Here is a 23,677-nt window from a genome sequence, read left to right on the forward strand (position 1 = left end):
AGGGATTATAACGGATGCGGCGCCCCGGCGATGCAGGCGCCGTGAAAAAACTCAACGATTAACTCTCTTTGTCTTCCATCAGCTGGCGGCCAAACACCACCTCCATGCAGGCGCCGCCGAGCAGGCTCTCGCCGGCGATGATCTCCCCGTCATATTGTTCGACGATTTCCCGGGCGACGGAGAGCCCCACCCCCTGGCCGGGACGCAGAGTATCCGCCCGCTGACCGCGGTCGAAGACCGCGCGGCGCTGGCTCGGCGGGATCCCCGGCCCGTCGTCTTCCACCAGAATGTGCAGATGGCTGTCGGTGGTCTGGCGCACGGAAACCTCCACGAACTCCAGACAGTACTTACAGGCGTTATCGAGAACGTTACCCATCACTTCCATAAAATCGTTCTGCTCGCCGACAAAACTGATCTCCGGCGAGATGTCGAGCGAGATATTGACCCCCTTGCGCTGATAAACCTTATTGAGGGCGGAGGTCAGGCTGTCGAGCAGGGGGGCGATCGGGTGCAGCTCCCGGCTCAGCAAGGTGCCGCCGCTGCGCATGCTGGCGCGATGCAGATAGTAACCAATCTGCTGCGAAATACGGCTGATCTGCTCCAGCATCACCGGCTCCGCCTCGTCGACGCTGATCTTCTCGCCGCGCAGCGAGCGCAACGTGCTCTGCATCACCGCCAGCGGCGTTTTCAGGCTGTGGGTAAGATCGGTGAGGGTGGTGCGGTATTTGTCATAGCGTTCACGCTCGCTGCGAACCAGCCGGTTAAGGTTGCTGACCAGCCGGGTCAGCTCGCGGGTGGTGTTGGGATTGAGCTTCTCGCGGTGATGTTCCTCCAGTTCGCGCACCTCTTTGGCCAGCGACTCGATGGGGCGCAGGCTCCACCAGGCGGCGACCCACAGGAGGGGGATCACCAGCAACAGGTTGGCGGCCAGCACGTAGATAAACCAGCTCCACACCATATAGCTGCGCTTAAGCTCCACCGGGATCGTGTCGACCACCACGATACTGAGCTGGGGCATTTTGCTGGTGGCCGGGTAGAAGTTGATCGCCACCGAGTGGGTCATCTCCGAATCGTCGCCCTGTTCGCGGATGGCGTCCAGCTGTTCCTGAACCTCATGGTTATTGCGCAACAGCATACTGCTGCTGTCGACATCGGCTTCAATTTCATGGAAGCCATTGCGTTTCAGCCAATCCGGTTGAATGCGTTTTGTCAGCCAGGGAACATCGCGCTGCGCCCACAGCAGTTTGCCCTTCTTATCGTAAATAAGGGTCACCGTCGGGCTTTCCATATTCAGATTTTCCGGGATATCGACGTCAATGGCGCCGTTCTCCCATTTGGCCAGCATATAAAAGAGATTGCTCTCGCCGCGCAGCAGACGGAAGGTGGTTTTATCGAAGCTGACGCTGTAGCCCACCAGCGCCACCATGCCATAAGCCAGGGAGAGCACCAGCACCACCCCGGCGGTCGCCAGCAGGAAGCGAACCCGTAACGACAGCGGGAAAATATGCCGCAACAGTCCCTTCATCAGCGCAGTTCGAACAGATAGCCCTGGCCGCGCACCGTAGTGATGACGTCCTGCGGGTATACAGCCTGAATTTTCTTACGCAGCCGGCCCATCAGCACGTCGATGGTATGGCTTTCACGCAGTTCGGCATCCGGGTAAAGCTGGAGCATCAGCGAATCCTTACTGACCACTTTGCCGCGATTGCGGATCAGGGTTTCCATAATGGTGTACTCAAAAGCCGTCAGCTTGATCGGCTGGTCGTTCACCGACAGCTCGCGCCGGGAGAGGTCGACCTGGAACGGCGGCAGAGAGATCACCTGCGAGGCCAGGCCGCTATTGCGGCGCAGCAGCGCCTGCATGCGGGCGGCAACCTCTTCAATATGGAAAGGCTTGGTGACGTAATCATCCGCCCCGGCGCTCAGCACTTCGACTTTATCCTGCCAACCTTCGCGGGCGGTCAGCACCAGCACCGGCAGTGACACGTCGTGGCTGCGCCAGCGGCGGATCAACGATAATCCATCTTCGTCCGGCAGACCGAGATCGACGATGGCGATATCCGGGAGATGTTCGCCCAGATAGTAATCCGCTTCCTTGGCATCCTCTGCGGCATCGACCTGATGGCCCAGCTCCTGTAGCTGAACTTTGAGGTGGTGACGCAGCAGGGCATTATCCTCAACCACGAGTACGCGCATGGCTGTTCTCCCTTGCAATTTCGAAAGTAGTCTGACGCTTATTATATACGCAAAATATAAACAGCTGTTAAATAAAGCTTTTTATACAAACGGCGTGCAGCATCGCCGGGCAGGTCGGCGTTGGGCGGCGCCTTTTGCGCACGGGCATGGAACTCCTTCATTCTATGCGTAATTTCAGCAAACGCCCAGCGGCAGGGCGCGGGCAGCGGCGGGTTGGTGATGTTAATTTTTTGTGTAATAGTGCTGGAATTATCCCTCAATGACGCCGCAGGTTATCCATTATGTCTCAGCAGCAGAGCGCGGACTGGGTCAGGCTGGCGCAGTCGCCCAGTCGGACGGAGCGCATCGAAGCCTTCTTCGGCGGCCACGGCTATGAGCCGCACCGGCATGACACCTACGCCATCGGCCAGACGATCGCCGGCGTGCAGAGCTTTCACTATCGCGGCGGGCTACAGCACAGTCTGCCCGGCGGGACGATGGTCCTTCACCCGGACGAAATACACGATGGCGAGGCGGGCACCGAGGCGGGGTTTCACTACCGCATGGCCTATATCGAACCCGCGCTGATCCAGAAGATACTCGGCGGCAGGCCATTGCCGTTTATCCCCGGCGGCTTGTCGGCGGATCCACGGCTACGTCGCGCCGCGCAACCGTTGTTGAAAGCGGTCACGGCTACCTTCGAGCCGCTGGAGGAAGAGGACGTCCTGTACGACCTGGCGCAGACCCTGGCCGTGGTCGGCGGGCAGCGTTCCCGTCGCCAGGCGTTTGATTATCAGGCGGCGGAGAGGGCCCGGGAGTATATCCATGCCTGTTTTATGCAGGATATGACCCTCGACATCCTGTCGCAGGTCAGCGGCCGGGACCGCTGGAGCCTGAGCCGCGATTTCAGAACGCTGTATGGCACCAGTCCGTGGCGTTACGTCATGATGCGCCGGCTCGATTTTTGTCGCCAGCGGATGCGCGCCGGGGAGCGTCTGGTGGATATTGCCGCCGAGGCGGGCTTTGCCGACCAGAGCCACATGACGCGCCAGTTTATCAGCCGCTTTGGCCTCTCTCCGGGGCGCTGGCTGCGGGCGATCCGCGGCTAAGGCGGCGCAGGTTGCACAATCGTTCAAGCGTGACCGCGGCGCGGCGAACTATGCTGACTGCCTTTATCACAAGGAGACAGCCTATGTATCAACTCGTTAATCTTGCTCATAAATTTTCCCTGTTCAGCGAACAATGGCAGCCCAAAGTGGTGGCCGAAATGAACGACTATCAGTTCAAGATCGTGCGCATCGCCGGCGACTTTATCTGGCACAGCCATCCGGAAACCGATGAGACGCTGATGGTGGTGGAGGGGGTATTGCGCGTGGACTTCCGCGACGGACATGTGCTGGTGAAGGCCGGGGATATGATCGTCGTGCCGCGCGGGGTGGAACATAAGACCTCGGCGGAGATGGAAGCGAAGCTGCTGCTGATTGAACCGCGCGGGGTGCTGAATACCGGCCACGAGGGCGGCGAGCGGACGGCGGTGAACGACGTCTGGATCTGATCGCCTTCCGGCGATAAAACGCCCCTCTTTCCGGCGGAAAGAGGGGCAGGGCGATTACTTCAGCTCGTCAACCATGGTGGTTGCCCGACCGATATAGTTGGCCGGGGTCATCGCTTTGAGACGCACTTTTTCCTCTTCCGGCAGGGCGAGGCTGTCAATAAACTGCTTCATCCCTTCCGCGTCAACGCGTTTGCCGCGGGTCAGCTCTTTCAGCTTCTCGTACGGTTTTTCGATACCGTAACGACGCATCACGGTCTGGATCGGCTCAGCCAGTACTTCCCAGTTGTGATCCAGTTCGTCCAGCAGGCGATCCTGGTTCAGCTCCAGCTTGCTGATCCCTTTGAGGGTGGACTGATAGGCGATGAGCGCATAGCCGATGCCCACGCCGAGGTTACGCAGGACGGTGGAGTCGGTCAGGTCGCGCTGCCAGCGGGAAACCGGCAGTTTGCTGGCCAGGTGCTGCATGACCGCATTGGCCAGGCCGAGGTTGCCTTCGGAGTTTTCGAAGTCAATCGGGTTCACCTTGTGCGGCATGGTGGAGGAGCCGATTTCCCCGGCGATGGTCTTCTGTTTGAAGTGGTTGAGCGCGATGTAGCCCCACACGTCGCGATCGAAGTCGATCAGAATGGTGTTGAAGCGCGCGATGCAGTCAAACAGCTCAGCGATATAGTCATGCGGCTCGATCTGCGTGGTGTACGGGTTCCACTGAATGCCCAGCGAAGTGACAAACTCTTCGCTGAACTGATGCCAGTCGACTTCCGGGTAGGCGGCGATGTGGGCGTTGTAGTTACCCACCGCGCCGTTGATTTTACCGAGGATTTCCACCTGGTTCAGCTGACGGTACTGGCGCTCCATACGGTAGGCGACGTTCGCCATCTCTTTACCCATGGTGGACGGCGTCGCCGGCTGGCCGTGGGTACGGGAGAGCAGCGGTACATCGCGGTACTGGGTCGCCAGATCTTTTACCGCGTCAATCAGCTTGCGCCAGTAAGGCAGAACCACTTCGTCGCGGGCGGTTTTCAGCATCAGCGCGTGGGAGAGGTTATTGATATCTTCGGACGTACAGGCGAAGTGAATAAACTCCGACACGGCGTGCAGTTCGGCGACGTCAGCGACTTTCTCTTTCAGAAAGTACTCTACCGCTTTCACGTCGTGGTTAGTGGTGCGCTCGATGGTTTTGATGCGCTCGGCGTCTTCGACGCTGAAATCGGCGACGATTTTGTCAAGGAAACCGTTTGCGTCGGCAGCAAAAGCAGGAACTTCCTTGATCGCTGCGTGGGCGGCCAGTTTTTGCAGCCAACGTACTTCCACCTGAACGCGGAATTTCAGCAAACCGAATTCGCTGAAGATACCGCGCAGCGCGCTGACTTTATCGCCGTAGCGGCCGTCTACAGGGGAAACGGCGGTCAGTGAGGATAATTCCATAGATCACAACTCCGGGGTTAAATGAGCAAGAATTTGCTTTGCCTGGTTAACCAGACGATTACGGGAAAACATAAGCTGCAGACGTCCGCCGCCCACCTGATGCCAGAGCACCGCGGCGCGAATCCCCGCCAGCAGCGCTGAGCGAACTTTCGCCTGCACCTGCGGGCTTTGCAGCACGGCAGGGGAGCCGGTCACCTGAATACGCGGGCCCAGCGGGCTTATCACATCGACATAGATGCCCGCCATGGCGCTGAGCAGCGTTTCGGACTGCAGGTCAAAGTGCTCCAGCTGACGGTGCAGGCCGGCGATGCGGTTGCCGAGCGTGTCCATCGCCCCTTTACTGGCGGCGAGCTTGCGCTCCAGCACCATCAGGCTCAGGGTATAGCGGGTCAGTTCCGCATTGAGGCCCTGACGGCTGCTGGTATTGAGCACCCCGAGCAGCGTTTCAAGGCCGAGGCGAAGATTGGCTTCACTGCCACCGAACACCGCCAGCGTCGACTCGGGATCGAGGTCGATGATGCTGTTCAGCGACACATGCAGGGCATCGCTGTCGCAATGTCCCTGATGCGCCAGTTGCTGAACCAGTCGCGCCGCCTGGCAAACGCCAGCCAGCGCCAGGGTGATGTCATAGTAATTCTTCGCCACACATACTCCTTGTCAGCCGCCGGGGCGGTTCGTCCCGGCGGAAATAACGCGCGTTCAGGACTGCAGAGGCAGTCGTTGTTCAATAATTCCGCCGCCGAGGCACACTTCACCCAAATAGAACACGGCGGACTGGCCCGGGGTCACCGCCGCGACCGGCTCATCGAAGCGGACTTCGATACGGTCTTCATCCAGCGCGGTAACGGTGCAGGGGATATCGGTCTGGCGATAGCGGGTTTTCACCGTGCAGCGCAGGGTGCCCTGCAGCGGTTCACGGTCAACCCAGTGCAGCTGTTGGGCAATCAGGCCGACGGACATCAGGCGCGGGTGGTCATGGCCCTGGGCGACGATAAGAATATTATTCTCCACGTCTTTATCGACCACGTACCATGGGTCTTCGCTACCCTCTTTGGTGCCGCCGATACCCAGTCCTTTACGCTGGCCCAGGGTATGGTACATCAGCCCCTGATGGGTGCCGATCTCCTCGCCGTCGACGGTGAGGATTTTGCCCGGCTGCGCCGGCAGATAGCGGCCAAGGAAATCGCGGAATTTACGCTCGCCGATAAAGCAGATGCCGGTGGAATCTTTTTTCTTCGCGGTGATCAGATCCAGCTCTTCGGCGATCTTACGCACCTGCGGTTTTTCCAGCTCACCCACCGGGAACAGGCTCTGGGCAATCTGCTCGTGGCTGAGGGTATAAAGGAAGTAGCTCTGATCTTTGTTGCCGTCGAGACCGCGCAGCAGCTGGCTTTTACCGTCGACATCGGCGCGGCGGACATAGTGCCCGGTGGCGATGTAGTCGGCGCCGAGGTCTTCGGCGGCAAACTCGAGGAAGGCTTTAAATTTGATCTCTTTATTGCACAGAATATCCGGGTTCGGCGTGCGGCCGGCTTTGTACTCTTCCAGGAAGAGCTCAAAGACGTTATCCCAATATTCGGCGGCAAAGTTAACGGTGTGCAGTTCAATGCCCAGCTTATCGCAGACCGCTTGCGCATCGGCAAGGTCGGCGGCGGCGGTGCAGTATTCCTCGCCGTCGTCTTCCTCCCAGTTCTTCATGAACAGGCCTTCCACCTTATACCCTTGCTGCAGCAGCAGGTACGCGGAGACCGAGGAGTCGACGCCGCCGGACATGCCGACGATCACTTTTTTCTGGCTTTCTGACATGGAAATACTCGCTACATTGAACTTCGAGGCGGCGTATTCTAGCACGCGCTCACCGTTCATTCACCCCCTGTGAACGGCCAGTTAAATGCGCCAATCAGCGACAGCGGCTGGCGCGGGTCCTGCAGGTAGCAGCGAATGCTTTCGGCAACCAGCGGCGAGCGCAGGTTTGGCGCGTTAAGAATTTCCTCAGCACTGAGCCACAGGCAGCGATCGATATCGCTGTCGTGCGGTTCAGTGGCGCACAGATCGCTAAGTTCGATGGCGAACAGGAAGCGCAGAAACGGGGTGTTATCGGGGGCCAGCCACTGATGCATGCGGATGAAGTGCTGCGGCGTGGCGCGAATGCCTGTCTCTTCCCACAGTTCACGTTCGGCGGCCTGCAGCAGCGTTTCATTGGCCTCGAGATGGCCCGCCGGCTGGTTCCACAATGCTTTGCCGTTAATGGTCTCTTCGACGATGAGAAATTTATCCTGGGCGTGAACCACGCAGGCAACAGTGACATGAGGTTTAAACATCGCTTTTCCTTTTCGGTTATTCGGCTTTGCGCCAGTCGCCGTTGGCCAGCCCGTCGAGGGTGTAGCCGCCCATGGCGTAGCGGATCAGCCGCAGGGTAGGGAAGCCGACGTGGGCGGTCATCCGGCGCACCTGACGGTTGCGTCCCTCGTAGAGCGTGATCTTCAGCCAGCGGGTGGGGATCGATTTGCGCTCACGAATCGGCGGGTTGCGCGGCCACAGCCAGGCGGGCTCCTCCACAAGTTCTACGCCGGCAGGCAGGGTGGGGCCATCGTTGAGGGTGACGCCGTCGCGCAAAGCGGCCAGCGCCTCGGGCGTGGGTTCGCCTTCCACCTGGACGTAGTAGATCTTGCCGGTGCGTTTACCCGGCTGGGTCAGCTTCGCCTGCAGCGCGCCATCGTTGGTCAGCACCAGCAGCCCTTCGCTGTCGCGGTCAAGACGACCTGCGGCGTAGACGCCCGCCACGGGAATAAAATCTTTCAGCGTGCTGCGCCCGGCCTCGTCGGTAAATTGCGGCAACACATCATAGGGTTTATTGAACAAGATCACAGTTTTTGGCTGGCGTTCTTTACGTTGTCTGGTGACTTGTTGTGTGCTGAATCGCTCAACGCGATGTTTTCTAAATGAAGTTTTCTGCATGGTATTTTCAGGCTCTATCAATTGCCGCATTATAGCCTAATTACGAATGCCTTTCATGGACGCAAACATTCAGGTAGTATTGACATGCTCATTACAAATTATTAACAAAAAATTGCTCAAACCGATTCGCAACACAGGCAGGAAGGCGACACGGACGCGATAGCTCCGGTTAGCGGGAAGACCCGGTACTCCGAAGCTGGCCGACTCAGCCAACACCAGGCTCGCGTGAAGAGGGAAGAGCAGAACCAGAAGCGCTCGAAGGAGAGGTTAATGGAAAGCAAAGTAGTAGTTCCGGCGGAAGGTCAAAAAATCACCCTGCAAAACGGCAAACTGAACGTCCCTCATAATCCGATTATCCCGTTCATTGAAGGTGACGGTATCGGCGTTGACGTTACCCCAGCGATGCTGAAAGTGGTTGATGCCGCCGTTGAGAAAGCCTATAAGGGCGAGCGTAAAATTTCCTGGATGGAAGTTTACACCGGTGAGAAATCGACCCACGTCTATGGCCAGGATGTCTGGCTGCCAGCTGAAACCCTCGATCTGATTCGTGACTACCGCGTTGCTATCAAAGGTCCTCTGACGACCCCAGTCGGCGGCGGCATTCGTTCCCTGAACGTGGCGCTGCGTCAGGAGCTGGATCTCTACGTTTGCCTGCGTCCGGTACGTTACTACCAGGGCACCCCGAGCCCGGTTAAGCACCCGGAACTGACCGACATGGTTATCTTCCGTGAAAACTCCGAAGATATCTATGCCGGCATCGAGTGGAAAGCCGACTCTGCTGAAGCAGACAAAGTGATCAAATTCCTGCGCGATGAGATGGGCGTGAAGAAAATTCGCTTCCCGGAACATTGCGGCATCGGCATCAAGCCGTGCTCTGAAGAAGGCACCAAACGCCTGGTTCGTGCAGCCATTGAGTATGCGATCACCAACGATCGTGACTCTGTGACCATCGTTCACAAAGGCAACATCATGAAGTTCACCGAAGGCGCGTTCAAAGACTGGGGCTACCAGCTGGCTCGCGAAGAGTTCGGCGGCGAGCTGATCGACGGCGGCCCGTGGGTGAAAATCAAGAACCCGAACACCGGCAAAGAGATCGTGGTAAAAGACGTGATCGCCGATGCCTTCCTGCAGCAGATCCTGCTGCGTCCGGCGGAATACGACGTTATCGCCTGTATGAACCTCAACGGCGACTACATCTCTGACGCGCTGGCGGCACAGGTTGGCGGTATCGGTATCGCCCCGGGCGCCAACATCGGCGACGAGTGCGCGCTGTTCGAAGCGACTCACGGTACTGCGCCGAAGTATGCAGGCCAGGACAAAGTGAACCCGGGCTCCATCATCCTGTCCGCAGAGATGATGCTGCGCCACATGCAGTGGTTCGAAGCCGCAGACCTGATCGTCAAAGGCATGGAAGGCGCTATCGCCGCCAAGACCGTGACCTATGACTTCGAACGTCTGATGGAAGGCGCTAAACTGCTGAAATGTTCAGAGTTTGGCGACGCGATTATCGCGAACATGTAATCCCGTTGGTGGATTAAGTAAGAGCGGGAGCCGATGGGCTCCCGTTTTTTTATCGCATGCAGGCCGTTATTTTGCCGGGCGCTCGCTGCGCGGTGCCATCGCCGATTTCCCGCAACACAATGTCCATCAAAGCCATGCACCTCGTGACAGGGATAGCTCAGTTTACCGCGAGATCGCGAGTGGGAATGGATTGAACGCCAGGGGCCATACTGATGGCCCGACCGGCTTAAACCGGCGTTGTTCGGCGAAAATATGATGTAGCCTAAACTCAGGCTATCCGTTCACCTTCAGATTAAACAGCCGGGACAGCGCCGCTCTGCCGCTATCCGTCACTTGCACTTCCTGATATCCCGGCGTGCGGGTGATCCATCCTTTCTGCTCAAACAGCGCCATCAGCGCCGATCCGGCGTCGCCTCCCAGATGAAAACGTCTTTCGCTCCAGTCAAGACAGGGGCAGCAAGGCTTACGTCGCGGTCGAGCGTTAAGTACTGCGCCCAAGCTTTCAAGCTGGGTTTTACCGGCTGACGTCAGGGACTGCCCATCGGCCGTCAGCCATTTCTGCCGCAGCATAAACTCATAAATATTCACCGCCAGTTCGCCCGCCAGATGGTCGTAGCAGGTGCGGGCGTAGCGAAGCGTAACCGGCGTGCTGGTGGCCAGCGCCTTATGCGCCTGCATTGAGACGCCCATCAGGTTTTCCAGCAGCCCGGCGATATGCGGGCCCGCCAGGCGGTAATAGCGGTGGCGCCCCTGCGCGAGACACACCACCAGCCCGTTGCTGAGCAGCCGGGCAAGATGTCCGCTGGTGGTGGAGGCGGAGACCTCGGCGACCGTGCTGAGCTCGGTCGCCGTCCATGCGCGCCCGTCCATCAGCGCGCAGAGAATACTCACCCTTGACGGGTCAGAGAGGGCTGAGGCCACCATCGCCATCGCGGTTTCCAGCGCCGCCTCTGGCTCACTGTCTTGCTGCGTTTTCAGGAGATTCATTCAGAAAGTATGGCCCATTTTTTGGTCACTTCCGCTGCCCGGGTGTCATCATCGGTAAGGAGAATGAGCCGGTTACGGTGGTCGCTGTACTGTACCAGAATATTAATACCGTTGCGGGCCAGGGTGTCGGCAATGTCTCCCAGTTCCCCGGGTCGTTCCTGGGGTAACTTGCGTATCAGAGGGCGGCATACATCGCTGACTGTAAATCCGGCCTCGGTCAGCACCCTGCGGGCTGTCTCACCGTCTGCTACCAGAAAATGCGCATGTCCGGCATCAGGCGTGGTGAATACCCCACCACCTTCGAGTCCCACACCGTTGTTGCCCAGCGCTATACCCATTGCGCCAAGCGAGCCCGGCGTGTTGCTGAGAATGACGTGAATATCATACATCTGGCTGTGCTCCCCGATCCGATGAGTAATCCCGGAACACGCGGGCAACGCGTATTCTGTAATATGAAAAAATCGATGCTTTGCCTTCGCGCTGGGCAGCCAGATGCCGCTCATTTTGCTGCCAGTTGGCCACCGATGCTTCATCTTCCCACCAGGATAACGAAAGGATTTTGCCGGGTGAATTCAGGCTCTGAAAACGCTCGATGGCGATAAACCCCGGCGTGTCTGAAAGCAAAGGCGTCAGCCCGGCCGCCAGCTGAAGATATCTTTCCTGTGCTTCCGGTAAGGCGTCGGCCTCAAAAAGTACCGCAATCATAAGTCTGCTCCGTGGTGAATTTCCCTGCAGTCTAATGACGGCCAGAGCAGGATGCTTCGGTGTGCAGCGAAATGTGGCTGAGGTTGGATACCCCAGCCACATTTCCTGAGCGCCGGATGACCGCGCCAGAAACGAGTTACTCTGCGTTAAAGATAATAAATTCAGGCTGGTAGCTGACCGGGAAATTGACCGAGCGGGCGATAAAACAGACGTGATGGATCTGCTGATGAATGGCCGCGGCGGCGTCGAGATCGGTACCTGGTAATACGGTGATTTTCGGCCTGAGGGTAGCAGAAATAAAGCGACCCGCGCCCCCTTTTAATACTTCGCCCGTTGCCACCGGCGAGTCCTGATATTCCATGACCGTAATGCCGGCATCTGAGGCCAGATGTAAGTACCACAGCATGTGACAGGCAGAGAGAGAAGAGAGCAGGAGATCTTCTGGGTTCATTTTGCCGGGATCGCCGCCCAGTAATGGATCATTTGAACAATGAATGGGTTCTTTTCCCTTTACCGCGATATCCCAGGTTCGGGCATAAGCCTTGTAACCCGAGGTACCCGTGCCCTGATTGCCGGTCCATGTGATGTGACTGGTATAAGCATGTTCCATTGGTTTGCCTTTCTCTAGAGAGGGATGAATTTCTTCACTGCGGTATCGTCCAGGTGCATTGCCTGAACGAAGCCGCAGGTAGAATCGCAAGGTTGTCATAACGTTGGCTAGAATGGCATAATGGTATACCATTTATGAATGATGTAAAGAGAGCCAAATGAACGCTGCTACCCGTTCGACCGCCGACATCCTTGCCAGTGAGTTAAAAATCTTAATCAACAAGGGGGCATTGCGAGATGGCGACCGGCTTGTGGAGCGCGACCTGGCCTGCCAGTTTTCTGTCAGCCGTATCCCAATGAGAGAAGCGATACAGCAGCTTGAGCGCGAAGGTCTGGTTGAGATTTACAGAAATCGCGGCGCGGTGGTGAAAACGCTGACGGCCGCAGATGTCGATGAAATTTATCAGCTGCGGGCACTCCTGGAAGGTGAAGCCATTTTTCATAGCCTGAAGAATATGGACCCGGAAACGCTTGCCCGGGCAGAGCTGGTGCATCAGCTGCTGAGCAGCGCTTCTGAACCCGAGCAGCAGGGGAGGTATAACCGGGAGTTTCATGAACTGCTGTATCGGAAGTGTAACAATCAGCGCCTGTTGAAGATGATCGGTGAATTGCGCGAGCAGATTGAAAGATATGAGCTTTTTCAGAACAGACGGCTGTCGGATACGCTGAAATTCCAGGATGAGCATCAGCAGATCCTGATGGCCTGCCAGCAAAATAATCCGCAGGAGGCTCGGGCATATACCGTGAAACATATTCTTTCAGCAGGCGAAACCCTTCGCGCCTATATTGTAAGCCGTTAATGGTTGCGTAAAGCGGCTGCGTTGTTCAGGCATAAATTGCAATCCGTCTCAGCTCAATGCTATAAGAAAAGAGCCGTTTTAATGGCGCTTATGTTTTTTCTGTAAAGAATAAGTGAAGGTCAGATAATGATTACGTCAGTGCAGCCAACCACCACCGTCACCACCACCACCGTAACCTGCGGTGTTGTGGGCGTATCTGTGACCGGCTCCTGACAAACAGATCCTCACTCCCCGCCAATGTGGACGGGGAGCGTCTTCTCCGTTCGTGACAGACTGAATGGAGACCCATCATGATTTCATCTGAACATGCCCTGTTAATTATCGATATGCAGCAGGGGCTTTTCCGTGGCCCGGTTTCCCCGTATCAGGCCGATGCGCTTCTGGCGAACGTTTGCCTGCTGATTGAAAAAGCGAGACAGGCTGAGGTGCCAGTCTTCTTTGCCCGCCATACCGGACCTGACGACTCTCCGTTCTCCGCGCAAAGTCCATTAACCCAACTGCTGCCTGAGATGGGGGTTAACTGCGAGCGGGATATCGTTTTGATTAAAAAATACCCCTCCTGTTTCCAGCAAACTGACCTTGAGCATCAGCTCGCCCAGGCCGGAGTAAAACAGCTGGTTATTGCCGGGATGAAAACCGAATTCTGCGTGGACACAACCTGCCGAGCGGCATCGGCGCTGGGATTACGGACGGTGTTAATCTCGGATGCGCACTCAACCATGGATAACGAACGTTTATCAGCGCCTGACATCATTGGCCATCACAATGTCACCCTTGCGGGGCCCTTTGTGACGCTGTCGACCGCCGCAGAGTGGCGCTTTTCGGCAGAGAAATAAGGGTGAAGAAAGGGAGCCTGAGGGCTCCCGTTTGCGACGCCTGCTCATCCGGTTTTACTGCGTAGGGCGACGCAGGGTGGAGGCGGGGTGACGCCGGAGCGCCTCTTCGGGACGCACCGGGCGCCGCACCAGCTCGCCGCCGCAGTTCGGGCAATGGCCGTTCAGCCGGGCCGTCATGCAGTCCTGGCAAAAGGTACACTCGAACGAACAGATAAACGCTTCGGGTGAGTCTGGCGGCAGATCTTTATCACAGCATTCGCAATTCGGGCGTAACTCGAGCATGACCTTCTCCTGTGGTTAATGGCGGTATCCGCCACGGCGGGCCAGCGGATGCTGTTTTTATATCACGGCCCGCACTGGCCGCCGAAGGGTTTCGCTGCGGTAACCTCCGCCTCAAAGCGTTGCCTTTCCGGGCTGCATCCCCGGCACGAGGATCACTTTGCGGCATGCCTCTTCACGCTTCTCAAAGATCTGATAGCCGCGCGCGGCCTCCTCCAGCGGCATATGGTGCGTGATAATCTCCTCCGGGGTGAGCAACCCTTGCTCAATTAGCGCCAGCAGATCCGGCAACCAGGCATGGACGTGGGTTTGCCCCATTTTGAAGGTCAGCCCCTTATCAAAGGCATCGCCAAACATAAATCCGTGAATGAAACCGGCGTAAACCCCGGGCACGCTGACGATGCCGCCGCGGCGCACGGCGGCGATGCACTGGCGCAGCGCTTTCCCGCTGCTGCCCTCGATTTTCAGGGTGCTGAGGACGGTTTCTGTGAGGCTGCCTTTCGCCTCGAAGCCGACGGCGTCAATCACCGCGTCGACGCCGCGATGGCCGGCGGTGTTGTCGATAATCCACTGCGCCGGGTCGTCATGGTGGTCGAAGTTTATCGGGATCGCGCCATAGCGCTGCTGCGCGAAGTCGAGTCGGTAATCGTTATGATCAATGATGAATATCTGCTCTGCGCCATTGAGCCTGGCGCAGGAGGCGCACAGCAGGCCAACCGGGCCGGCGCCAAAAATAGCCACGCTGCTGCCGGGTTTGACCTCGGCGTTTTTTACCGCCTGCCAGGCGGTGGGCAGAATATCCGACAGAAACAGCACCTTTTCATCGGGTAAGGTGTCCGGCACTTTAAACGGGCCGGTATTGGCTTTGGGAACTCGCACATATTCTGCCTGGCCGCCGGGGATCCCGCCGTACAAATCACTATAGCCAAACAGCGCAGCGGGTGGCGAAATACCTTTGCGATTGAGCGTCGCCCCCTGGCCGCTATTGGTGCTTTCGCAGGCGGCATATTGCTGCAGGCGACAAAAGAAGCAGTCTCCGCAGGCAATGACAAACGGGATAACCACCCGATCGCCTTTACGAACCGCGGTGACGTCCGAACCGGCGTCCACCACTTCCCCCATAAATTCATGGCCGAAAATATCACCATGGTGCGTGCCGGGGATCTTTCCGCGGTAAAGGTGCAGATCGGAACCGCAGATCGCCGTCGCCGTGACGCGCAGAATAATATCGTCCGGCGCCTCAAGGGCCGGGTCGGGCATGGTGTCAACGCTGACATGATGGGGGCCATGATAAGTGAGTGCTTTCATAGAGTCTTCTCCTGGAGAGAATGGCTGATCGCATCAGGCGCAAAGGCAAAGTGACCTGACGCTATTGCCGCCGATAAACCACCGTGAAAATAAAGCGTAGAGTACTAATAATGGAACTGCGTGATATTCCAGTCGCTGAATATATTCCACGCTTCGCTTATTTATTGGCGTTATTTGCCTGTTTCTCCTGAATATGCCAGGCTTAATCGGGCATGATATTCGCTCCATTTTATTTTTCCAGCCGCTTCCCCAGCGGCTTTTTTTTCCTTAAAAACAAGAAAAATTCCTAATTTTAGTCGGGCTACAGGCAATACTGCCGCTTCGTTATATAACCCAACGGGAGTTACCCGCCGGTATAAATAATTCTTTGCCGCATGGGTGGTCTCTATGCATTATTTCCCTGAACACAGTAAGTTAGCCGAAATGTGCCGTCTGGTTGTTTTTGATGTGTTTTGTAGAATTATTCCGAATTGCTGCTAAAAGACATCGAAAGCACCGGATAATAATTTGACTAACCAGCATTACCCGCTAGATTTAAATATCGAACGACGAGTGATACGGAATATTTTCGTATCGTACTGACATAACCGATATACATGAGGTGAAAATATGGCAGAGCATCGTGGTGGTTCCGGTAATTTTGCTGAAGATCGTGAAAAAGCTTCTGAAGCAGGTCGTAAAGGTGGTCAGCACAGCGGCGGGAACTTTAAAAATGATCCGCAGCGTGCGTCCGAAGCGGGTAAAAAAGGCGGACAAAACAGCCACGGCGGTGGCCGCAAGTCTGATAATTCCTGATTATCCTTTTCCTTGCACCCTGAAGTGAAAGTATCTCCTGCGAGTCTGTCACAGACTCGCAGTTATTTTCTGACTCCGGAAGGTATTTCTATGAATATGAAAAGCATTGAAGATGTATTTATTCACCTGCTCTCAGATACCTACAGCGCAGAGAAACAATTAACCCGCGGGCTGGCTAAACTGGCCAGAGCGGCGTCCAGTGAAAAACTCAGCGCGGCGTTCAATGCTCATCTTGAAGAAACCCAGGGCCAGATTGAACGTATCGACCAGATCGTTGAGCAGGAATCCGGTCTGAAAATCAAACGCATGAAATGCGTGGCCATGGAAGGATTAATTGAAGAGGCCAATGAAGTCGTTGAGAGCACGGAAAAAAATGAAGTACGTGATGCCGCGTTAATTGCCGCTGCGCAAAAGGTAGAGCATTACGAAATTGCCAGTTACGGTACCCTGGTGACCCTGGCGGAACAGCTGGGTTATAAAAAAGCGGTCAAACTGCTGGCCGAAACCCTGGAAGAAGAAAAACAAACCGATGTGAAATTAACCGACCTGGCGGTAGGTAATATTAATAAAAAAGCAGAAAAATAAACGCTCCCTGACACGAGGAAATCACGATGAATCACATTGAACATTATCATGACTGGCTACGAGATGCGCATGCCATGGAAAAACAGGCAGAATCCATGCTGGAATCAATGGCTGGCCGTATCGATAATTATCCGGATCTCCGTGCCAGAATCGAACAGCATATTAATGAGACCAAACGGCAAATTACCGTGCTGGAAGAGATCCTCGACCGCAACGAGATTTCGCGCTCGGTGATTAAAGATTCGATGAGTAAAATGGCGGCTCTCGGCCAGTCCATCGGCGGGATGTTTCCTTCCGATGAAATAGTCAAAGGCTCGATCAGCGGGTACGTCTTCGAGCAGTTTGAGATCGCCTGCTATACCTCTCTGCTGGCGGCGGCTGAAAAAGCGGGCGATACCGCTTCCATTCCGGCCATTGAGGCCATCCTGGCGGAAGAGCAGGCCATGGCCGACTGGCTGATCAAACATATTCCTCAGACCACGGAGCAATTTCTCCTGCGTTCAGATGCTGACGGCGTAGAAGCGAAAAAATAACCAGGAGGCAGGCCTATGTTTCGTCATGTGAAACAACTGCAGTATACCGTGCGCGTTGCTGAACCCAATCCGGGGCTCGCGAATTTACTGCTCGAACAGTTTGGCGGCCCTCAGGGCGAGCTGGCCGCCGCGTGTCGTTATTTCACTCAGGGATTAAGCGATGACGATCCCGGCCGCAAAGACATGCTGATGGATATCGCGACAGAGGAGCTGAGCCATCTGGAGATTATTGGCACCCTGGTCGGCATGCTAAATAAAGGCGCCAAAGGGGCGCTGGCGGAGGGCACCGAGAGCGAGGCGGAACTCTATCGTTCGCTCACCGCCAACGGCAACGACAGCCATATTACGTCGTTACTGTACGGCGGCGGTACCCCGCTGACCAATTCGGCGGGCGTGCCGTGGACGGCGGCCTACATTGATACTATCGGCGAACCCACCGCCGACCTGCGGTCGAACGTCGCGGCGGAGGCGAGGGCGAAGATCGTCTATGAACGGCTGATCAACGTGACCGACGATCCCGGCGTAAAAGACGCGCTGGCGTTCCTGATGACCCGCGAAGCGGCGCATCAGCTCTCTTTTGAGAAGGCGCTGCAGTCAATTCGCAACAACTATCCGCCGGGCAAACTGCCGCCCATTAGCGAGTACGCGAACACCTACTACAATATGTCTGAAGGTGGAGAAGTACGCGGCAGCTGGAACAGTGACAAACACTTCGATTATGTCAAGGATCCGCAGCCGGCCGTGGATGGCGGAGATGGCAGCGCCTCTGTCGGCCTGACGCCGGAGCAGGAAGCGCTGTGCAAAGCGATGCTGAAGCGAACAGAGTCTGACCCGCAGGGTGATCCATTGACCGGCGCTGAACTGGGCGCCGGTAAGCAAAACACGTCATCATCGGCTAAGTGATGTTCGCATAAGCCCCGGCTGCGGCCGGGGCGTTTCATAATGATGGGTGCGGATTATGTTTGAATTTGACGCGTTTCATCTGGCCCGACTGCAATTTGCCTTTACCGTTTCCTTCCATATTCTGTTTCCGGCCATCACCATCGGCCTTGCCAGCTACCTTGTGGTGCTGGAAGGGATGTGGCTGCGAACCCGGGATAACGTCTGGCGCTCGCTCTACAACTTCTGGCTGAAAATTTTCGCCGTCAATTTTGGCATGGGCGTGGTTTCCGGATTAGTCATGTCCTATCAGTTCGGCACCAACTGGAGCGGATTCTCCCAGTTTGCCGGCAGTATTACCGGCCCGCTGCTGCTGTATGAAGTGCTGACCGCCTTCTTCCTCGAAGCGGGATTCCTCGGCGTGATGCTGTTCGGCTGGAGCAAGGTGCCGCCGGCGCTGCATTTTTTTACCACCTGCATGGTAGCCCTTGGCACCCTGGTCTCCACCTTCTGGATCCTCGCCTCCAATAGCTGGATGCAGACGCCGCAGGGTTTTACCCTCGAAAATGGCCACCTTATCCCGCAGGACTGGCTGGCGATTATCTTTAACCCCTCATTCCCGTATCGCTTGTTCCATATGGCGATCGCCGCGTTCCTCAGCAGCGCCATGTTCGTCGGGGCCTCCGCCGCCTGGCATCTGCTGCGCGGCAACGACTCGCCGGCCATCCGCAAAATGCTGTCGATGGCGATGTGGATGGCGCTGCTGGTGGCGCCCATCCAGGCGGTGGTGGGGGATATGCATGGCCTTAACACCCTTGAGCATCAGCCGGCGAAGATTGCGGCGATTGAAGGACACTGGGAAAACCGGCCGGGCGAGGCCACCCCGCTGCTGCTGTTTGGCCTGCCGGATATGGAAGAGGAGCGGACCCGCTATGGCCTGGAGATCCCGGCGCTGGGCAGCCTGATCCTCACCCACAGCCTGCATAAGCAGGTGCCGGCCCTGAAAGATTTCCCGAAAGAGGACCGGCCCTATTCGCCCGCCGTGTTCTGGTCGTTCCGTATCATGGTTGGGATGGGCGTGTTGATGATCGCCTTAGGGATCTGCAGCGCCTGGCTGCGCTATCGGCGGCGGCTGTACCATTCGCGTCCCTTCCAGTGGTTTGCGCTCTGTATGGGGCCCGCCGGTCTTATTGCGCTGGTCGCCGGGTGGGTGACCACCGAGATGGGCCGTCAGCCGTGGGTGATCTACGGTTTGCTGCGCACCCGGGACGCGGTGTCGTTGCACAGTACGCTGCAGATGGCTATCAGCCTGCTGGTGTTTATCGTGGTCTACTGCGCGGTGTTTGGCGTGGGGTATTACTATATCTTCCGGCTTATCAAAAAAGGGCCGCAGCCGGTGACGGAGCTGACCTCGCAAACCGCAGGCACCCCGGCGCGTCCGCTCTCGGCGGCAGAGCCGGTGCGGGATGAGGAGAACGCATCATGAGCATCGATATCTCGGTGATTTGGTTTGTCATCATTGTCTTCGCCACGTTGATGTATATCGTGATGGATGGTTTCGATTTAGGCATCGGGATGCTGTTCAGCGTGGTGCATGACGCCGAAGAGCGCGATGTGATGGTTAACAGCGTGGCGCCCGTCTGGGATGGTAACGAGACCTGGCTGGTGCTCGGCGGGGCAGGGCTGTTCGGCGCGTTTCCGCTGGCTTACGCGGTGATCACCGATGCGCTGGTTATCCCGCTGACGGCGATGCTCATCGGCCTGATTTTCCGCGGCGTGGCGTTTGAGTTTCGTTTTAAAGCGGTTCCCTCGCATCGCACCTTCTGGGACTATGCCTTCGCCGGCGGCTCGCTGCTGGCGACCTTCAGCCAGGGGATTGTCGTCGGCGCCTTTATCAACGGCTTTGCGGTAGCCGACCGCCGCTTCGCCGGCTCGACGCTGGACTGGCTTACCCCCTTTAACCTGTTCTGCGGTCTGGGGCTGGTGGTGGCCTATCTGCTGTTGGGCACCACCTGGCTCATCATGAAAAGCGAAGGCGCGCTGCAGCAGCGGATGCGCGAGCTGACCCGCAAGGTGCTGCTGGCGCTGATGGTGGTGATCGCGGTGGTCAGCGTCTGGACGCCGTTGGGCTGGCGCTACGTGGCGGAACGCTGGTTTACGCTGCCCAATTTCTTCTGGTTCGTGCCGGTGCCGATCCTGGTGCTGACCCTGAGCCTGTGGATCTGGCGCCTGAGCGCGCGCCCCGCCAGCCACGCTCGTCCCTTTATCCTGACGCTGGGCCTGATATTCCTCGGCTTCAGCGGGCTGGGGATCAGCGTCTGGCCGAACATTATTCCGCCGCACATCTCCCTGTGGGATGCCGCCGCGCCGCCCTCCAGCCAGGTATTTATGCTGCCGGGGGCGCTGCTGATCATCCCGGTGATCCTGATGTATACCGCCTGGAGCTATTACGTCTTTCGCGGCAAAGTGTCCGGCAGCGAAGGCTATCACTGAGAGGACAGCAAGTCGGCTACTGATGATTGACCGGCGCGCCGCGCCGTCCGGTCAGGGATGACCGAAATGGTCGCGGACAGACCGGCGACCCGTTCCACCCCCGCGGGCAGGGTATCGATATGGATACGCACCGGCACACGCTGCGCCAGCCGCACCCAGCTGAACGTTGGCTCGACCTGCGGCAGGCCCAGGGCGCCGGTTTCATCATTGGTATCGCCGATCCCGTGCCCGATGCTCTCCACATGGCCGGTAATAACCGGGTCATAGCCCATCAGCGTGATGTGCGCGGTATCGCCAATGTGGATGTGGCGCAGACGGGTCTCTTCAAAATACCCCACCACCCAGAAGCTCTGACCATCGATAATGGCGACTGTCGTCACCCCGGCGGTGGCATAGTCGCCGGGGCGCAGCCGGAGATGGGTCACGTAGCCGGATACCGGCGCCCGCACGGTGGCATGCGCTACATTCAGCTGCGCCAGCGCCAGTGCCGCCAGCGCGCCCTGGTAGTTAGCGGCCGCGACGCTGGCCGCGCTGTTGGTCTGTTTCAGATCTTCGCTGGAGATGACGCCCTGGATCTGCGCCCGACGTCTGGCGGCATCCTGGCGCATCGCCATCTCCTGGCGTCGGGCTTCCACCTCCGCCTGGGCGCTGCTGACCGCCAGCTTCAGCCAGCGCGGATCGATGGTATAGAGTACCTCTCCCCGATTGACCCACTGGTTGTCTTTCACCGCCACGCTGGCCACCGGCCCCGAGACATTGGGGGCGATCTGCACCACGTCGGCCCGCATCCGGCCATCGCGGGTCCAGGGCGTCTGCGCCTCCTGTTTCCAGAAAATGAAAGCCAGTAGCGCGGCGGCGGCGACGGCGCCTAAGGTCAGGGCATAGCGGCCCAGAAGTGTCAGATACAGTGTCATACGGATAACCCCAGCGTGTGAACGCCCTGCAGGAGCAGGAAGAAAAGCGCGATAAAAAGGGACAGCCCCCACAGCGGCCGGCACGGCAGGCGACCCGGGCCGCGGGCGGAGAAGATAAGCGGTTGCAGCAACAGTGTAGCGAGCAGGGCGATAAGGCCGACAATCAGCAGGCCGGGGAAAAATACCCCGCCCAGCGCGAGGTCACGCATGGTTCTGGCTCTCCTCAGGCAGGTGTAAGGCGCAATACAGCGCGATGAGCGCTTCCGCGCGTTCGCGCGAGGCGGCATCGGTCGCCGGTAAAGCCTGGGCCAGCAGCGCATTGACCGGTTGCTCCAGGGCCGTTATGTCCGGCTGCGGGTTCAGCGCGTCCAGCAGCGCTTGCACTGCGTCCGCCGACGCACTGTCCGCCTGCTGATAGCGACGGCGCAGATGGATCACGGCGAGACCGGTACGAATATCGCGCAGCATCGTGTCAAGCAACTGACCGGCTGCCGGTCCGCTCTGCGGCAGGCGGGGCAGCAGTAATGCGGTACGGTCGATCATCAGGTTGGTCCAGCGGTGGGCATTGTGCGCCAGCCGGCCGCGAGCGGCGCGGCGGATATCGCGCTGGCACAGCGTCAGCAGACGACGGATAGCGGTTTCCGCCTGCACGGTTTGCAGCAGGCGCATACCAAACGCCGCATAACCGACGGCGATAAACAGCGCGAGCGCGGTATTGATCGCCGTCGCGAAGTCGCCGCGGTAGCTGGCCCCCAACTCGCACAATATCGGCAGCGTCAGGGTGATGCCCATCGCCATAAAGGTGGTGGCTGGCCGCGCCTGCAGCGAGCCGGCCAGCAGATAGACCGGGGCGAGCACCGCCGCCAGCAGCGCAAATTCGTTCACCTGCGGCAGCAGGACGAAGCTGTAGAGCAGGCTGAACAGCACGCCCCACACGCAGCCGATCAGGTATTTCACCAGATGCGCCGCCGGCGCGTCGAAGCTGGCGAACAGGCTACAGCAGACCCCGAGGATCGAGACCGCGGTGCCGCCATCGGGCCAGGCGGATCCTATCCAGATCAGGCAGCCGCTAAGGATGATGACGAAGGCGCCGAAGGAAGTCCGCAGGGCGCTGAGCGGATCGCGATGGAAAACATAACCCTTCGCCGCGCCGGCGTCGGGGGGCAGGGCAGGCGACCGCCGACGATAAACCGCCTTCGCCAGCCGCTCGCTCTCCTGCAGGAGGCGGATGGCTTCCGCCAGATGGCGCGCCAGGCTGAGCCGCAGCGCCTCGTCCATGGTCTGCGCGTCAGCAGCGTACCGGACGATGAGCCGCTCGCAGCGGGAGAGAAGTCCGTCTGCCGAGGGCGCCGACCTGGCGGCTTGCGGGCCTGTCAGCCAGGCCTCTGCCTCCGCCAGCAGCGCCTGCAGGTCGTCAGGTGGCGGCCCGCTCCGCTGTAAACGGTCATACAATTCGCCATTGACGATCAACAGTCGCGCCAGCCGGTCGTGGATCGCTTTTCTCGCCTGGCGGTGAGGGACAGACAGTCCGTCATCCCAGGGCAGGTGGTGGTTAATGCCCTGGAGAAACTGCAGGCTCAGCGCCAGCCGCAGCGTTTCCGCCGCCACCGGCTTGCCTGCCAGCGTATCGGCGATCCGCTGGCGGGCGGTTGCCAGCGTCTGTGCCAGCGTGCTGTTAAACCGCCCGGCGATGCGCACCGGCAGCACGAAGCGATGGATCAGGCCGGCGCATAAGATACCGATGGCGATCTCTTCCACCCGGGTGACGGCGAGGTCAAAGATCGTCCCGGGCGCGGAGACGGCGGGAAAGCCAATCAGGCTCGCGGTGTAGCCCGCCAGCAGGAAGGCGTACCCGCGCGGCGTGCGTTCAAGCAGGGACAGGCAGAGGCTACCCGCGATCCACAGGGCCAGCACGACGCTGCACAGGATCGGCTGGTTAACGAAGGTGGGCACGATGATCACGGTGGCCGCCGCGCCGACGACGGTCCCGACCAGCCGATAGACGCTACGGCTCAACGAGGCGCCCGCCGAGGTCTGCGAGACGATATAGACGGTGATGATGGCCCAGGAAGGCCGCTGCAGACCGATGGAGAGCGCGAGATAGTAAGCCAGCATCGCCGCAGCGAAACTCTTCGCGGCATAGATCACCGCCTGGCCATCGCTGCGCAGCGTGGCTGAGGGTGTTTGCGGCATGAAACGGCGCGCGACGGCGCCTGCGGCCCATAGCCAGCGGGCCTGACGAAAGAGGATGATGTTCATGCCGCCGATTATTGCCGGCTTGCGCTTGCGGAGAAATACTCTATTCTGTCAAAAAATACCT

Annotated in this window: 28 protein-coding genes; 11 read left to right on the forward strand and 17 right to left on the reverse strand. The window is 58.3% G+C overall.

Annotation, left to right across the window (positions count from 1 at the left end; all coding sequences use genetic code 11):
• Positions 1–58 precede the first annotated feature (58 nt).
• The 3 genes from phoQ to ACOI6Z_RS15955 are packed head-to-tail and all read right to left on the reverse strand — an operon-like array spanning position 59 to position 2,456.
• A complete protein-coding gene (gene phoQ, locus ACOI6Z_RS15945; protein WP_065812108.1) occupies positions 59–1,525 on the reverse strand; it encodes a two-component system sensor histidine kinase PhoQ in 1,467 nt (488 codons plus the stop codon).
• Entirely contained in the window at positions 1,525–2,196 is a 672-nt protein-coding gene (phoP, locus tag ACOI6Z_RS15950) for a two-component system response regulator PhoP (RefSeq protein WP_065812107.1), read from the reverse strand. Before phoP ends, phoQ begins: the two co-directional genes overlap by 1 nt.
• A gap of 41 nt (positions 2,197–2,237) precedes the next feature.
• Positions 2,238–2,456, reverse strand: coding sequence for a hypothetical protein (locus tag ACOI6Z_RS15955; RefSeq protein ID WP_123822730.1), 219 nt, complete (start codon positions 2,454–2,456; stop codon positions 2,238–2,240).
• 21 nt (positions 2,457–2,477) lie between these two features.
• Here ACOI6Z_RS15955 and ACOI6Z_RS15960 point away from each other — a divergent pair, with 21 nt between their 5' ends.
• Together ACOI6Z_RS15960 and ACOI6Z_RS15965 are read left to right on the forward strand one after the other, a co-directional pair.
• A complete protein-coding gene (locus tag ACOI6Z_RS15960) occupies positions 2,478–3,284 on the forward strand; it encodes an AraC family transcriptional regulator (RefSeq protein ID WP_048334710.1) in 807 nt (268 codons plus the stop codon).
• Positions 3,285–3,367: 83 nt separating this feature from the next.
• Complete coding sequence (locus tag ACOI6Z_RS15965) at positions 3,368–3,730, forward strand: cupin domain-containing protein (RefSeq protein WP_065812106.1); 363 nt, start codon at positions 3,368–3,370, stop codon at positions 3,728–3,730.
• Positions 3,731–3,784: 54 nt separating this feature from the next.
• On the opposite strand, the gene purB is transcribed toward ACOI6Z_RS15965, so the two are convergent.
• From purB to rluE, 5 genes are read right to left on the reverse strand one after another with little or no spacing between them, the layout of a single operon-like run.
• The gene (purB, locus tag ACOI6Z_RS15970) at positions 3,785–5,155 is read right to left on the reverse strand and encodes an adenylosuccinate lyase (RefSeq protein WP_004176557.1); all 1,371 of its coding nucleotides are present in this window, start codon (positions 5,153–5,155) and stop codon (positions 3,785–3,787) included.
• A gap of 3 nt (positions 5,156–5,158) precedes the next feature.
• Positions 5,159–5,800 carry a high frequency lysogenization protein HflD gene (hflD, locus tag ACOI6Z_RS15975; protein WP_004140557.1) on the reverse strand — a complete coding sequence of 214 codons (642 nt, stop codon included), beginning with the start codon at positions 5,798–5,800 and terminating at the stop codon, positions 5,159–5,161.
• 54 nt (positions 5,801–5,854) lie between these two features.
• Positions 5,855–6,961, reverse strand: a complete 1,107-nt coding sequence (gene mnmA, locus ACOI6Z_RS15980) for a tRNA 2-thiouridine(34) synthase MnmA (RefSeq protein ID WP_012542211.1) — start codon at positions 6,959–6,961, stop codon at positions 5,855–5,857.
• Positions 6,962–7,017: 56 nt separating this feature from the next.
• Positions 7,018–7,476, reverse strand: a complete 459-nt coding sequence (locus ACOI6Z_RS15985; protein WP_004150802.1) for an NUDIX hydrolase — start codon at positions 7,474–7,476, stop codon at positions 7,018–7,020.
• 16 nt (positions 7,477–7,492) lie between these two features.
• Positions 7,493–8,143, reverse strand: coding sequence for a 23S rRNA pseudouridine(2457) synthase RluE (gene rluE, locus ACOI6Z_RS15990; RefSeq protein ID WP_032452457.1), 651 nt, complete (start codon positions 8,141–8,143; stop codon positions 7,493–7,495).
• Between the two features lie 240 nt (positions 8,144–8,383).
• Between rluE and icd the strand changes: the two genes are divergently transcribed.
• Complete coding sequence (icd, locus tag ACOI6Z_RS15995) at positions 8,384–9,634, forward strand: NADP-dependent isocitrate dehydrogenase (protein WP_023289166.1); 1,251 nt, start codon at positions 8,384–8,386, stop codon at positions 9,632–9,634.
• 273 nt (positions 9,635–9,907) lie between these two features.
• Here icd and ACOI6Z_RS16000 read toward each other — a convergent pair whose 3' ends face one another.
• The 4 genes from ACOI6Z_RS16000 to ACOI6Z_RS16015 form a co-directional block, all read right to left on the reverse strand.
• Positions 9,908–10,621 carry an ArsR/SmtB family transcription factor gene (locus tag ACOI6Z_RS16000; protein WP_065812105.1) on the reverse strand — a complete coding sequence of 238 codons (714 nt, stop codon included), beginning with the start codon at positions 10,619–10,621 and terminating at the stop codon, positions 9,908–9,910.
• Positions 10,618–11,010 carry an amino acid-binding protein gene (locus ACOI6Z_RS16005; RefSeq protein WP_032452460.1) on the reverse strand — a complete coding sequence of 131 codons (393 nt, stop codon included), beginning with the start codon at positions 11,008–11,010 and terminating at the stop codon, positions 10,618–10,620. Before ACOI6Z_RS16005 ends, ACOI6Z_RS16000 begins: the two co-directional genes overlap by 4 nt.
• Entirely contained in the window at positions 11,003–11,326 is a 324-nt protein-coding gene (locus ACOI6Z_RS16010; RefSeq protein ID WP_004203706.1) for an antibiotic biosynthesis monooxygenase family protein, read from the reverse strand. The genes ACOI6Z_RS16005 and ACOI6Z_RS16010 overlap by 8 nt, the downstream gene beginning before the upstream one ends.
• Before the next feature lie 136 nt (positions 11,327–11,462).
• A complete protein-coding gene (locus tag ACOI6Z_RS16015) occupies positions 11,463–11,936 on the reverse strand; it encodes an OsmC family protein (RefSeq protein WP_023289207.1) in 474 nt (157 codons plus the stop codon).
• A gap of 157 nt (positions 11,937–12,093) precedes the next feature.
• On the opposite strand from ACOI6Z_RS16015, the gene ACOI6Z_RS16020 reads away from it, so the two are divergent.
• Both ACOI6Z_RS16020 and ACOI6Z_RS16025 read left to right on the forward strand, forming a co-directional pair.
• The gene (locus tag ACOI6Z_RS16020; protein ID WP_420687450.1) at positions 12,094–12,735 is read left to right on the forward strand and encodes a GntR family transcriptional regulator; all 642 of its coding nucleotides are present in this window, start codon (positions 12,094–12,096) and stop codon (positions 12,733–12,735) included.
• 290 nt (positions 12,736–13,025) lie between these two features.
• The gene (locus ACOI6Z_RS16025) at positions 13,026–13,571 is read left to right on the forward strand and encodes a cysteine hydrolase family protein (RefSeq protein ID WP_023289210.1); all 546 of its coding nucleotides are present in this window, start codon (positions 13,026–13,028) and stop codon (positions 13,569–13,571) included.
• A 54-nt stretch (positions 13,572–13,625) separates the two neighbouring features.
• Here the strand turns inward: ACOI6Z_RS16025 and ACOI6Z_RS16030 are convergent, their stop codons facing one another.
• Both ACOI6Z_RS16030 and ACOI6Z_RS16035 read right to left on the reverse strand, forming a co-directional pair.
• Positions 13,626–13,853, reverse strand: a complete 228-nt coding sequence (locus ACOI6Z_RS16030; protein ID WP_044522234.1) for a DUF1272 domain-containing protein — start codon at positions 13,851–13,853, stop codon at positions 13,626–13,628.
• Positions 13,854–13,964: 111 nt separating this feature from the next.
• Positions 13,965–15,158, reverse strand: a complete 1,194-nt coding sequence (locus ACOI6Z_RS16035; RefSeq protein WP_023289212.1) for a zinc-dependent alcohol dehydrogenase — start codon at positions 15,156–15,158, stop codon at positions 13,965–13,967.
• Between the two features lie 609 nt (positions 15,159–15,767).
• Between ACOI6Z_RS16035 and ACOI6Z_RS16040 the strand changes: the two genes are divergently transcribed.
• From ACOI6Z_RS16040 to cydB, 6 genes are all read left to right on the forward strand, one after another.
• Positions 15,768–15,953 carry a general stress protein gene (locus tag ACOI6Z_RS16040; protein ID WP_004150795.1) on the forward strand — a complete coding sequence of 62 codons (186 nt, stop codon included), beginning with the start codon at positions 15,768–15,770 and terminating at the stop codon, positions 15,951–15,953.
• Between the two features lie 90 nt (positions 15,954–16,043).
• Complete coding sequence (locus ACOI6Z_RS16045) at positions 16,044–16,538, forward strand: ferritin-like domain-containing protein (RefSeq protein ID WP_023289213.1); 495 nt, start codon at positions 16,044–16,046, stop codon at positions 16,536–16,538.
• A gap of 26 nt (positions 16,539–16,564) precedes the next feature.
• Positions 16,565–17,071 (forward strand): ferritin-like domain-containing protein, encoded by a 507-nt coding sequence (locus ACOI6Z_RS16050; RefSeq protein WP_023289214.1) that lies wholly within the window; start codon positions 16,565–16,567, stop codon positions 17,069–17,071.
• Between the two features lie 15 nt (positions 17,072–17,086).
• The gene (locus ACOI6Z_RS16055; RefSeq protein WP_023289215.1) at positions 17,087–17,974 is read left to right on the forward strand and encodes a manganese catalase family protein; all 888 of its coding nucleotides are present in this window, start codon (positions 17,087–17,089) and stop codon (positions 17,972–17,974) included.
• 55 nt (positions 17,975–18,029) lie between these two features.
• Positions 18,030–19,436: a cytochrome ubiquinol oxidase subunit I gene (locus tag ACOI6Z_RS16060; protein WP_023289216.1), complete on the forward strand. Its 1,407-nt coding sequence runs from the start codon at positions 18,030–18,032 to the stop codon at positions 19,434–19,436.
• Positions 19,433–20,443 (forward strand): cytochrome d ubiquinol oxidase subunit II, encoded by a 1,011-nt coding sequence (gene cydB, locus ACOI6Z_RS16065; protein WP_023289217.1) that lies wholly within the window; start codon positions 19,433–19,435, stop codon positions 20,441–20,443. The genes ACOI6Z_RS16060 and cydB overlap by 4 nt, the downstream gene beginning before the upstream one ends.
• On the opposite strand, the gene ACOI6Z_RS16070 is transcribed toward cydB, so the two are convergent.
• Genes ACOI6Z_RS16070 through ACOI6Z_RS16080 form a run of 3 tightly spaced genes read right to left on the reverse strand, consistent with a single transcriptional unit; the run spans position 20,437 to position 23,616 of the window.
• Positions 20,437–21,357 (reverse strand): HlyD family secretion protein, encoded by a 921-nt coding sequence (locus tag ACOI6Z_RS16070; RefSeq protein WP_023289218.1) that lies wholly within the window; start codon positions 21,355–21,357, stop codon positions 20,437–20,439. The two genes, cydB and ACOI6Z_RS16070, sit on opposite strands and share 7 nt — an antisense overlap.
• Entirely contained in the window at positions 21,354–21,566 is a 213-nt protein-coding gene (locus ACOI6Z_RS16075) for a DUF1656 domain-containing protein (RefSeq protein WP_023289219.1), read from the reverse strand. Before ACOI6Z_RS16075 ends, ACOI6Z_RS16070 begins: the two co-directional genes overlap by 4 nt.
• Entirely contained in the window at positions 21,559–23,616 is a 2,058-nt protein-coding gene (locus ACOI6Z_RS16080; protein WP_065812104.1) for an FUSC family protein, read from the reverse strand. The genes ACOI6Z_RS16075 and ACOI6Z_RS16080 overlap by 8 nt, the downstream gene beginning before the upstream one ends.
• Positions 23,617–23,677: the final 61 nt, after the last annotated feature.

It is taken from the genome of Klebsiella sp. C239, assembly GCF_048822715.1.
GTDB classification, from domain to species: Bacteria; Pseudomonadota; Gammaproteobacteria; order Enterobacterales; family Enterobacteriaceae; genus Klebsiella; species Klebsiella quasipneumoniae.